Genomic DNA, 11,834 nt, shown 5'->3' on the forward strand with positions numbered 1-11,834 from the left:
TTTCAAAGGAGTTGTTTCTGTACTTTTATAACTTATAATTTCAGCTATGTCATATCCCTTTCAGATCAAATCATTAGAAGAATACAAATCGACGTATAAAAGAAGTGTTGAAAACCCTGAAGGCTTCTGGGCCGATGTTGCATCTAACTTTCAATGGCGCAAACCCTGGGAAAAAGTATTGGACTGGAATTTTCTTGAACCGCATGTTCGCTGGTTTATGGGCGGTAAGCTGAATATTACTGAAAACTGTATTGACCGTCACCTGGCAACAAGAGGAGAAGATCCTGCGATTATCTGGGAACCAAATAACCCGGAAGAAAGAACAAGAGTTGTTACATATAACAGGTTGCATAAACGTGTTTGCCAGTTTGCGCAGGTGTTAAAAAATAATGGAGTAAAGAAAGGCGATCGTGTTTGTATTTATATGGGAATGGTGCCTGAGCTTGCTTATGCGGTATTGGGTTGTGCAAGAGTTGGTGCCATACACAGTGTAATCTTTGGAGGTTTTTCTGCACAGAGTATTGCCGACAGATTGTATGATGCACAGGCGGAATTTATTGTTACCTGCGATGGTGCTTACCGTGGTAATAAAGATATTCCGCTGAAGAGTGTAATTGATGATGCATTGATCGGTAACAGAACAGTAAAGAAAGTAATTGTTTATACGAGAACAAGAACTCCTGTTTCCATGATTAAAGGAAGAGATGTGTGGTGGGAAGATGAAATGGAACATGCACTGGAACAGGTTGAAAAAAATGGATTGGTTTCTTTTGAAGCGGAAGAAATGGATGCAGAAGATCCCTTGTTCATTTTATATACATCGGGTTCAACAGGCAAACCAAAAGGTGTTGTACATACCATCGGCGGTTACATGGTGTACACCGGTTATTCATTTGTGAATGTATTTCAGTATCAACCTGGTAATATTCATTTCTGTACAGCCGATATAGGATGGATAACAGGGCACAGTTATATTTTATATGGTCCGTTAAGTGTAGGTGCAACCAGTGTTATGTTTGAAGGAATTCCTACATGGCCTGATGCAGGAAGGTTCTGGAACATCGTTGATAAATACAAAGTGAATGTATTATATACAGCACCAACAGCCATCAGAAGTTTAATGGGTTTTGGTCTGGATCCGTTGAAAGGAAAAGATCTTTCTTCCTTAAAAGTATTGGGAACTGTTGGCGAACCGATTAATGAAGAAGCATGGCATTGGTATGATGAACATGTAGGAAAGAAAAATGCCCGATCGTTGACACATGGTGGCAAACAGAAACAGGTGGCGTACTTATTTCCAATTTAGCCGGTGTTACTCCTGCTAAACCAACATATGCAACACTTCCTTTACCGGGTGTGCAACCGATTCTTGTTGATGAAAATGGAAAAGAAGTAGAAGGCAATGGAGTAAGTGGAAATCTCTGTATCAAGTTTCCATGGCCGGGTATGTTACGTACAACCTATGGCGATCATGAACGGTGCAGACTGAATTATTTTGCACCTTATCATAATTTATATTTTACAGGCGATGGTTGTTTGAGAGATGAAGAAGGTAATTACAGAATTACAGGAAGGGTAGATGATGTATTGAATGTAAGCGGTCACCGTATTGGCACAGCAGAAGTGGAGAACGCCATTAACATGCATGCAGGTGTTGTTGAAAGTGCAGTAGTCGGTTATCCGCATGATATTAAAGGACAGGGCATTTATGCGTTTGTGATTTATCAGGGACATCATGGTGATGATGACTTAACCCGTGCTGATATTCTGCAGACAGTTACAAGAATCATTGGACCTATTGCCAAGCCCGATAAAATTCAACTTGTAACAGGCTTGCCCAAAACAAGAAGTGGAAAAATTATGCGGAGAATTTTAAGAAAGATTGCTGAAGGTGAAACAGAAAACCTCGGAGATACATCAACGCTCTTAGATCCTGGTGTTGTGGAAGAAATAAAAAATGGAAAGCTATAAATGAAAAGCCTCCCGATTTATCGGGAGGCTTTTTCTTACACGTGGATCTTGGGTATTGATCTGATGCAAGATTTTAAATATGGTTGAACTATTATTCCAAAGGCATTTTGGCAAACCAAAGTGTTTTTCCGTTTTTATTCTCACCAAGAAATACAATGTTCCCTTTACCAATTGGCAATGATGGATATTTATTGTTCACGAAGTAATCTGTTTTGCCCTGCCCCATTTGTACAAAGTCGCCAATCTTTGCATTTGGCACATCAATCTTTGTTACGTTAGGATACATCAGGAATTTATATTTGCTTTCGCCCAGTTCTTTTTCCTGTCTCCAGCCTTTCATTTCCATAATGGTCCAGTAAACACTTTTGCCATCTGCACTTTCCATGATCAGCTGATTGTTAGGCGACATCTTTGCATCTTTATCATTTTCTTCTCTGCGTACACCATAAGAAGCTCTTAATACTCCATCGCTTCCAAAATGCATCATAATGATGTCTTCATATTCGGTGCCGCTGCTGTTGCCGCCAACAGAACCAAGATTACCAAACTTTACTACATGACCGCCGCCTTTTGATTTGGTATATTTCTGACCGGCTAATAAAATATCGCCATTGCTGATGATTTTGATATCTGCAATTTTGAACTTACGTCCTGTATATTCAGGGTTCTTTTTTTGTGAAGGAGGCGATTGAGATTTTTTATCAAAATCTTCCAGTGTATTGTTACTTACAAAGGCAACTTTTCCTTTTGATATTTTTACAACCTGGAATCCTTTTGCTTTAAATTTTTCAATTTCGGCATCACGCTGATTAGCTGGTGCTGCAAATTTTTCATTGAAGTAATCATCTGTTTTCTCATTGGTTGCACCCATGATCAACACATCATCACCAACAGTTACAAACATATTACCGTTGAAGATGCCTGTTTTTGAAGGAACTTTAATGCGTTCTTTAATGCTGCCATCAGATCCAACTCTTACATACGTATAATTGGTAGCGTCAGGATCAGCTGAGTTTTTGAAACCTTTACCACCCATTGGTGCAAACAGAAGTAATACATCACTGTCTGTATCAGCATCTTCATCCTGGTCATCAGTACTTGCGGCAACAAGTGTTTGAGGGAAATCAAATTTCAGTAAGTTATCTGCAACCTTATTTAATTCACTGTCGAAACGCAACACATGAATTTCGGTTGTCATCTTCAGCATATCGCCCATACCTTTCCCCTTATCTCCGGCAAATATTAAGATGTTACCACTTTCAGGTTGCTCTGCATGACCAACATATTGAAACTTGCCGCCATCCTCGCTTTTAGGTTTTAATTTTTCTCCAAAACTGATCTTGGTATCGTACCCTCCCCAAAACCAATTCCATTTCTTTTTATACACTTTACGTTTCAAAATAAGGGTACCCATCAAATTGGTTTCAACTGTTACAGCATCAAAACTGTATTCTTCACCTTTATCTGCTTTGTAACCTTTGATTTTTTCAAGTGGAACTTCACTTTCTTCCATTGTTTTAAAGTTGAAATCCATATCAAATTTATAGGCCTCAAACTTTGCAAACCTGCCGGTTGCTTTGGTTACGTAAGTAAGTGTGATTTCTTTTTTGCTTCATCAACCTTAGGTTCATACAAATAACCTTTGTTGGCTTTTTTGGAAATTTCATGCGTTGCTTCTTTGCTGAGCTTTTGCGCCTGTGCAAAATGAAGAAGGGTAAGAAAACTAAGAGTAAAGAAAAGTTTCGGTTTCATGTGTTTTGTTTGAAACCAAAGAAACCTTTAAAACAGGTGTTGAACTATACCCAGCGAAGGGTATTTTAATTTTACCGCAGGATGGTAACCTCTGTTCCTACTGGCAGCATATTGTATAATTCTTTGGCGTACTCTCTTTTAGTAGAGATGCAGCCTAATGTCCAGTTATAAAAATAATCCACGAATCGGTCTTCATTACGGCGGGTAGCGTGAATACCAATTCCTCCGCCCGGTTTGGCATTGTATGGAATCAATCCCTGTTGTTTTCTTGCATTGAATTTTTCAATATCGGTTTGGGTGGGATAGTCGAGAAGAAGAAAATAGCCCCATTCAGGGTGAATTTTTTTGGCGATGATTCTAAAGTGACCTTCCGGTGTACGGCGGTCACCTTCCATCATCTTATCGGTCATTTCACTGGTTCCAAACACAACAGGGTAAGTTAGGAGCCACCCGTTTTCATCAAATACTTTCAATTGATAATTACTTTTATCAATCACCACACTGTATAAAGTTGATTTCCTGACATGCAAACTCTGTTGCATCGATTTGTTCCTGTGCAGCAAACTAAAGCCCGAAAGAAAGAGCATGGCTGCCGAGCATAAAACAAGAAAAGCTGGTTGGCGTTTCATTTGACACTTTGTTTTTGGAATATTGGATTAACGGCTAAAAACTATGCCGTATTACCTGCGTTAATTTAATTAACAATCCATTGATGAGGAATAGGTGGATAACTGAATTTTAATGTGTACAAAAAAACCGCTTTGAGTATGAAGCGGTTCAAATGAAGGTTCGTAGTTCTTCTTAGTGAAACACTTTTTGTGCCAGTGTTTTCGCCTCCTCAATCATCTCTTTCAGCGACTCAATTGAAGGCACTCTGCCGCTTAATCCAAACTTTTCATTGGTTTCAACCAGTTTACCATGCAGGTTATCTGCATTGCGTGTGGCAAATTCAATAACTGTATCAACGCCGGCTGCTTCCAGTAATTCAGCAAATTGACCGGCAACACCTTTAATGCGATGCAGATCGGCATGGTTTACCCAGGTAATAATTAAATTTTCAGGAAGACCGGTTATCTCTGCAATAGATGCTCTTCCTTTTTTGTTCCGCCTTTTTCCAGCAGATCAGAAACTGTGCTAATGCCCTGTGCTTCCAGCCTGGCAGCATAGTTGGGCCCGATTCCCTCAATATCAATAATTTTGTACGGCATGGATTTGTAGTTTAGTTAAGAACAAAGTAAGTGAATTATTAAATCACTTGCGGACAGGAAGGAGTTTAATTAACAAAAGAAAACCGCCTCCCAAAAGAGAAGCGGTTTACCAGAGAATACAGCGTTAGCTGTATTACCAGCTGCTGAATCTGATTCCGAAGTTATAAGGTGTTTGTTCCAATCCGTTTTTGTGTAAGTTATTGAGAGCGTAACTGCCGTATAAGTTTACAACGCCTAAGTTTAATTCGCCAATGGCAGACAATTTCCATGGTTCCAGGTTGAAATCATTCTTCACCTTTTCTTTTCCTCTCAGTTCACTTTTCATTTTCTGGCGGGCAGCATATAAATAACCTGCGCTTACACCTGCACTGAAGCCATAAGTTCTTTTTCTTTTTGGTGCAAAGTTGAAGTTCAGCATCACTGGCAGTGTAATATAATCGGCTGCCAGTTTGTTTTTACTGAAAGAGGTAACCTGAGGATCTCTTTCGATAAAATTAATGGGATCGTAACGGTAGCGAATATTTTTTCATAACGGTAATTATTCAATTCAAGCCCCAACCCATATTTCAGGTTCAGCACATGTTCAATGAGATTCACCTTCTGCATAAAGAACCAGATATTTACATTGATTGATTTTCCATTGCGGATGCTCATTAAATCTTTTGTTCCTCCGGGGAAGAAGGCCTGTGCTGCTGCTGAACTGTAATTGGTTTGATCATTTACATTGGAAAAACCAAGATCAAAGATCATCCAGTTGGTGCTGACGTTTGATTTTTTGTACTCTTTGCGTTTTTTAATTTCAACGCTTACATCATCATCATCGTCGTCTTTGTCTTCTTTTGTTTTTTCTTCTTTCTTTTCTTTGCCATCATGTTTTTTAATAATAATCATGTTGCCGACTTTGATGGTATCAGCACTTTGTGGTTTTGTCGTATCCGACTGGGCCATTCCTGCAAAGCACAAAACAAGGCCAAGCAAGGAGAGTAATAATTGCTTCATAATAATTCTTTTAAATATTTTTTATTGAGTGTTTACTGCAAATACAGCAAAGCGTACTTCGGAGGCGTTTGACTGAATCCCGGTATTACGTTCAAACATCCGTTTTGCTTTTTTCACCATGCCTTTTAAACCGCTTCTGCGCTGACGTTCTTCTGTGAAAATGGCATTTTCATTTTCATCATTTATGTCATTGTTATACACGGTGGCTACTGTGTTTGTTACAGGTTGTACGGTTGAAGTTTCTATTTTGTTACTGGGAGTTAAAGAAATTTTTTCAGGAGCAACAGTTACAGGTAAATCAACTTTAGCAGTAGCATTGTTTCCTTCAGTTGTTTGCTGAGTAATTTTTTGAGACTGTGCAGTTGCTGAATTGTTATTTGTTAACCTGATATTTTTTGTCTTATTAACAGTAACAGTGCTGCTGTTGTGATTATCCTGAGGAATGATTGCAACTTCTTCTGCTGGTTCCTGCTCAAGTGTTTTTTTGATAATTCCTTTTACTGAATTTGGATCATCAGTATTTTTCTTCTCTGTTTGAACTGATGGATTTTGTGCAAGCGGTTTGCCATTGTCAGCCGATTTATCAATCATCAGCCACATAGCCGTTCCCAACAATACAATCACTGCTGCAGCGGCGGCCCATCTTCTTGCAGAAGTACCCATATAAAATACTCTTGCAGGCTGGGCTTCTTTATACAATAATGATTTATCAGGAAATACAATTGACTTGTCTGCTTCAAATGTGCTGCGTTTGAGCCATTGAACTTCTTTTTGTAAAAGAGGACTTTCAACAATCGCCTGCTCAACTGCTTTTTGTTCATCGGCTCTTAATTCATTATCGATGTATAAAAGAAGTTGTTCTTCACTGATGGAGCTTTCTTCCTCAACAGGTTTTAATAAAGAAGTAATAAACTTGGCATCTAATTTTTCATCAGCAGTAAATATGCTTTGCTGAATCAGGTTGAATTCTTCCTGCAGATCAGGATTAACGGCCACAAAAGCTTCCACAATTTTCCGCTGACCGGCTGACAATTCATTGTCAACATACAGCAGGAAAAATTCTTCGTAATTATGGCGATTAATATTCATTTTTCTGGATTTAGGGTTACATCACATTTTCAATACTCACTAAATAATTTTTCAATTGTAAACGGGCTCTGTGCAAATAAACCTTCACCTGGCTTTCGTTCAATCCCGTTATTTCTCCAATTTCATCGTAACTGTATCCTTCATAATCTTTCAGTAAAACCAAACTCCTGGCTGTTTCACTTAACCTGGCCAGCGCATCTTCCAGCACTTTTTTCATACTGTGCTGCGGCCTGTCCTGAATTCTTACTTCTTCTTTAAATTCATCTCTCAACGTTACCCGTTTGTGTTTACGGATATGGTCGATCATTTGGTTGTAGGCAATGGTAAAGAGGTAAGATTTGCTCCGCTCATTTTCTACATTGTCTTTATTGATCCAGAGCTTTTCAAAAGCGCTCTGCACCACATCCCGTGAATCTTCTTCATGCCCCAAATTCTTGAGGATGAAGCGGTATACGTTGTCAGCATACCTGGTCACACATTCATTATATTCTCTGGCGGTCATAATTCAGTTAGTGATCAGTAATGATAGGTTCAATCTCCAGTATTACGGACACCGGAGCTAAAAGTTACAAGTTCTTAAAAAAAGTTTAGAGATTCCCTGAAAAGGAGTCGAAAATATAGAAACCTGTTTGCGGAATGGCCTGTGGCTTGGTTTCGCAGGTTTTACTGCATTTGGGGGAAACGATCTTTTTCTTGCTTACAGGTGCGGCATAAAGGATAACCCAGGCTGTAATTGCAACCAGGAATAAAGCGCCGATGGTTAGAAATTGTTTTCTCATAATTCACCTGTTTTAGAGATTAGACGAAGGTAGAATGAAAAATGTTACAGTGCAACCACATAATTATGTGAATTTGTTAAACATGTAACCGATTACGCATTTTTCAACCCGTCAATCCCCCTATTTTTGTCAGCTAAAACTTAGTGTATGAATGAGAAAATGGTACAAAGAGTAGCTGCTGAGCTGGAGGAAATCAAGGCGAACGGGCTGTTTAAAAAAGAAAGAATCATTGAAAGTGCCCAAGGCCCGGAAATCAGGGTAAACGGGAAAAATGTACTCAACTTTTGTGCGAATAACTATCTCGGTCTGTCTTCTCACCCAAAAGTAATTGAGGCGGCTAAGAAATATATTGACCTGCGTGGATATGGCATGAGCAGTGTTCGCTTTATCTGCGGCACACAGGATATACATAAAGAGCTGGAAGCCAAAATTTCTAAATTTCTCGGAACAGAGGATACTATCCTATATGCTGCGGCTTTTGATGCCAATGGGGGTGTATTTGAACCATTGTTTGGCGAAGAAGATGCCATCATCAGCGATGCCTTGAACCATGCAAGCATTATTGACGGAGTGCGTTTGTGCAAGGCTCAGCGTTTCCGGTACGAACATAATAATATGGACGACCTGGAAGCTAAATTGATTGAATCAGCCGGAGCCAGAAGCAGGGTAATTGTAACCGACGGCAGCTTCAGTATGGATGGAACTATTGCCCAGTTGGATAAGATTGTTATGCTTGCCGAAAAATATGATGCTGCAATAATGGTGGATGAATGTCACTCAAGCGGGTTCCTTGGTAAAACCGGAAGAGGTACTCATGAGTATCGTGGAGTGATGGGTAAGATTGATATCATTACCGGTACATTAGGCAAGGCTTTGGGCGGCGCAAGCGGCGGATTTACCAGTGGCCGTAAAGAAGTGATTGAAATGCTCCGCCAACGTTCAAGACCATATTTGTTTTCAAACACATTGGCACCAAGCATAGTGGGAGCTTCCATTGCAGTGATGGATTTATTGAGTGAAACAACTGAACTGAGAGATCAGTTAGAAGTAAACACAAAATATTTCAGAAGCAAGATGACTGCAGCCGGTTTTGATATTAAGCCCGGTGAACATCCTATTGTACCGATTATGTTATATGATGCAGTTGTTGCACAAAACTTTGCTGCAAGGTTGCTGGAAGAAGGGATTTATGTAATTGGATTCTTTTTTCCGGTTGTGGCAAAAGGACAGGCAAGAATAAGGGTGCAGTTAAGTGCGGCTCATGAAAAACAGCACTTGGATAAAGCTATTGCAGCCTTTACAAAAGTTGGGAAAGAATTGGGTGTATTGAAAGTAACTGTGTAAACTGCTCATGTATCGACTTTATTTATTTCCTGGCTATTGACATTCATTCTACTTTACTTTTGTGCAAAATCTTAACTATGCGTTTTATCTCTGTTGTTGCAGTTGCGTTTTTATTCCTGTTTAACTCTTGTTCCATCAACAACTTTACGATTGACAATGACCTGAAGAAATATTTCGATCAGTATAAAGTAACCGGAACATTTGCTTTGCTTGATAACGGGCAGGGGCATTTCACTATTTATGATTCGGCTAATTACAGGAAACGTTTTTTACCTGCATCTACTTTCAAAATTGTTAACTCACTTATTGGACTGGAGACAGGAAAAATATTTGATGAAAAATGCTGATTAAATGGGATGGTGTGGAAAGATGGGTGAAAGACTGGAACCAGGATTTAACCATGGAACAGGCGTTTAAACTTTCTTCTTTACCCTATTTCCAGGAAGTAGCACGGAGAATTGGAAAAGATACCATGCAGCAATGGATCGACAGTTTGCAATATGGCAATAAAAATATCAGTGGACCGGTTGATTCTTTCTGGATCAACAATGCGCTGAAAATTTCACCCGATGAACAGTTGGGATTGGTAAAAAGGTTATACTTTGAACAGTTACCTTTTCAGAAACGCACCCAGCAGGTTGTTCGTAAAGTGATGCTGATGGAAGATAACAGCCTGTACAAACTGAGTTACAAAACAGGCTGGGGCTTTGATGAAAAAGGTGAGAATATTGGCTGGGTAGTTGGATGGATTGAAGAAAACCGCCACCCTTATTTCTTTGTGTTAATGGTTCAAACTCCTGATAAAAATTACCCCATGTTCAAAAACAGGATGGATCTGCTGAAAGCAATTCTGAAGCATTATGAGTTTATGGAGGGGAAGAAATAGTCAATCGCCAATAAGCAATTTTTAATAAGCAATAGATATTTACAGGACGTTCTTGCTTGCCTGTTATATATTGCCAATTGCTTATTGGAAAAACTGGCTTAACTTTTGTTTAAAAGCATCTGTACTCATAATCCATTATCTTGTAATCTGAAACTGTAGCCTTGTTTTCCTTCGCACATATCGAATATCTGTTATTGCTGGTATTACTCATTCCGGCAGTAATTTTCTTTGTGCTCAACCGAAGGTGGAAGAAGAAAACAAAAAAGAAAATCGGTGATGATCAACTGGTAAATATTTTAACCGCCAATCATTCAGCAAAGAAATTCTCAACGAAATTTTATTTGATTCTGGCCGCCATGGCTTTTACTGCTTTAGGGGCTGCCAATCTGCGAAGTGCAGGAAAAGCGGAAGATGTAAACCGCAAAGGAAGGGATATCGTTATTGCAATGGATGTAAGCAAGAGTATGCTGGCTGACGACATTAGACCCAACCGTCTTGAAAAATCAAAACAGTTCGTTAGTAAATTATTAGAGCAGTTGCCCGACGACAGAATTGCATTGATCTGGTTTGCAGGCAAAGCATATCTGCCCATGCCATTAACAGCCGATCAGGGTGCTGCCAACCTGTTTGTACAATCTGCCGCACCCGATGCTGTGCCAACACAGGGAACAGTAATTGGTGAAGCATTGCGACTGGCTGCAGAAAGTTTTCCGCAGCAGGGTAAACGTTATAAAGTTGTGTTGCTGATCACAGATGGGGAAGATCATGATGAATCAGCACTCACCATGGCAAAGCAATTAAAAGACAGGGGCATTTTATTAATTGCAATCGGACTGGGAACTGTTGAAGGAAGTGCAATTACAGAACCCGGAACAACTGAGTACAAGAAAGATAAAGACGGACAAACTGTTATTACAAAGCTCAACGAAACCTTATTGAAACAGATGGCTGTTACCAACGGCGGTTTATATGGTAACATGCAGAACACTGAGGCTTTATTAAAAGAAGTAACAGCGGTAATTGATCAGCTCGAAAAGAAAGGCACTGACGGTGAAGTAAGTAATACCAACTACAATAATTATTTCATCTGGTTTCTTGCACTGGCTTTATTATTGCTCATGATTGAAACATTCATCAGCGAACGGAAAACAACATGAAGATTTTTCTGACGATACTATCTCTTTTCTTTTCAGCAATTGCCTTTGCCCAAAATGGTGAAGTAGTAAAGGGCAACCGTTTTTTTAAAGACGGGAACTACGATAAAGCAGAAGAGTCTTACCTGAAAGCGATCAATAAAAAACCGAACACGATTGCACAGTTCAACCTCGGGAATACTTTATATAAAAAGGAAAAAACAGAAGATGCCATTAAATCATTTGATGAAGCATCAGCCAATGCAACAGAGCCTGAAATGAAAGCAAAGGCTTTGTATAATAAAGGGGTGTTGTATCATAAAGACAATAAACTTAATGATGCCATTACTGCTTATAAAGAAGCTTTGCGTTTAACACCGGATGATGTTGAGATCAGAAAAAACCTTCAACTCGCCTAGAGAGCCAAAAAACAACAGGAGCCTCAGCAGAATAAAAAAGATAAACCGAAGGAACAAAAGCCTAAAGAAGAAAAGAAAGAAAAGGAACAGCCACAACAGCCCAAGCCTCAGAAAAGTAAACTCACCAAAAAGCAGGCTGAACAATACCTCAAAGCCCTTGAACAGAAAGAAAAGCAACTCCAGGAGAAAATGCAGAAAAAAACCGGCGTTCCAAGTCAGCCCGAGAAAGACTGGTAAATAATTTGGAGATTCAC

Annotated in this window: 11 protein-coding genes and 3 pseudogenes; 5 read left to right on the top strand and 9 right to left on the bottom strand. The window is 39.4% G+C overall.

The genetic code is table 11. The annotated features are described in order from the left end of the window. Nucleotides 1-46 precede the first annotated feature (46 nt). A pseudogene (acs, locus tag IPK31_09905) lies at nt 47-1,971 on the top strand (acetate--CoA ligase). A 91-nt stretch (nt 1,972-2,062) separates the two neighbouring features. On the opposite strand, the gene IPK31_09910 reads toward acs, so the two are convergent. The 9 genes and pseudogenes from IPK31_09910 to IPK31_09950 form a co-directional block, all read right to left on the bottom strand. Beyond that, entirely contained in the window at nt 2,063-3,505 is a 1,443-nt protein-coding gene (locus IPK31_09910) for a hypothetical protein (protein ID MBK8088226.1), read from the bottom strand. A gap of 47 nt (nt 3,506-3,552) precedes the next feature. After that, complete coding sequence (locus IPK31_09915; GenBank protein MBK8088227.1) at nt 3,553-3,723, bottom strand: hypothetical protein; 171 nt, start codon at nt 3,721-3,723, stop codon at nt 3,553-3,555. A 71-nt stretch (nt 3,724-3,794) separates the two neighbouring features. Next, nucleotides 3,795-4,352, bottom strand: coding sequence for a L,D-transpeptidase (locus IPK31_09920; protein ID MBK8088228.1), 558 nt, complete (start codon nt 4,350-4,352; stop codon nt 3,795-3,797). A 172-nt stretch (nt 4,353-4,524) separates the two neighbouring features. Next, nucleotides 4,525-4,931 (bottom strand): annotated as a pseudogene (locus tag IPK31_09925) (DUF4332 domain-containing protein). Nucleotides 4,932-5,064: 133 nt separating this feature from the next. Next, nucleotides 5,065-5,451 carry an outer membrane beta-barrel protein gene (locus IPK31_09930; GenBank protein MBK8088229.1) on the bottom strand — a complete coding sequence of 129 codons (387 nt, stop codon included), beginning with the start codon at nt 5,449-5,451 and terminating at the stop codon, nt 5,065-5,067. After that, a complete protein-coding gene (locus IPK31_09935; protein MBK8088230.1) occupies nt 5,349-5,930 on the bottom strand; it encodes a hypothetical protein in 582 nt (193 codons plus the stop codon). Before IPK31_09935 ends, IPK31_09930 begins: the two co-directional genes overlap by 103 nt. A gap of 21 nt (nt 5,931-5,951) precedes the next feature. Next, entirely contained in the window at nt 5,952-7,019 is a 1,068-nt protein-coding gene (locus IPK31_09940) for a hypothetical protein (protein MBK8088231.1), read from the bottom strand. 16 nt (nt 7,020-7,035) lie between these two features. Then, nucleotides 7,036-7,521, bottom strand: coding sequence for an RNA polymerase sigma factor (locus tag IPK31_09945; GenBank protein MBK8088232.1), 486 nt, complete (start codon nt 7,519-7,521; stop codon nt 7,036-7,038). An 85-nt stretch (nt 7,522-7,606) separates the two neighbouring features. Next, nucleotides 7,607-7,798, bottom strand: coding sequence for a hypothetical protein (locus IPK31_09950; GenBank protein MBK8088233.1), 192 nt, complete (start codon nt 7,796-7,798; stop codon nt 7,607-7,609). Between the two features lie 147 nt (nt 7,799-7,945). Between IPK31_09950 and kbl the strand changes: the two genes are divergently transcribed. The 4 genes and pseudogenes from kbl to IPK31_09970 all read left to right on the top strand — a co-directional run bounded on the left by kbl (nt 7,946) and on the right by IPK31_09970 (nt 11,580). Next, entirely contained in the window at nt 7,946-9,142 is a 1,197-nt protein-coding gene (gene kbl / locus IPK31_09955; protein MBK8088234.1) for a glycine C-acetyltransferase, read from the top strand. Nucleotides 9,143-9,219: 77 nt separating this feature from the next. Beyond that, nucleotides 9,220-10,028 (top strand): annotated as a pseudogene (gene blaOXA, locus IPK31_09960) (class D beta-lactamase). 161 nt (nt 10,029-10,189) lie between these two features. Next, nucleotides 10,190-11,185 (top strand): VWA domain-containing protein, encoded by a 996-nt coding sequence (locus IPK31_09965; protein MBK8088235.1) that lies wholly within the window; start codon nt 10,190-10,192, stop codon nt 11,183-11,185. Beyond that, nucleotides 11,182-11,580: a tetratricopeptide repeat protein gene (locus IPK31_09970; protein MBK8088236.1), complete on the top strand. Its 399-nt coding sequence runs from the start codon at nt 11,182-11,184 to the stop codon at nt 11,578-11,580. The genes IPK31_09965 and IPK31_09970 overlap by 4 nt, the downstream gene beginning before the upstream one ends. Nucleotides 11,581-11,834: the final 254 nt, after the last annotated feature.

It is taken from the genome of Chitinophagaceae bacterium, from assembly GCA_016713085.1.
GTDB lineage: Bacteria > Bacteroidota > Bacteroidia > Chitinophagales > Chitinophagaceae > Lacibacter.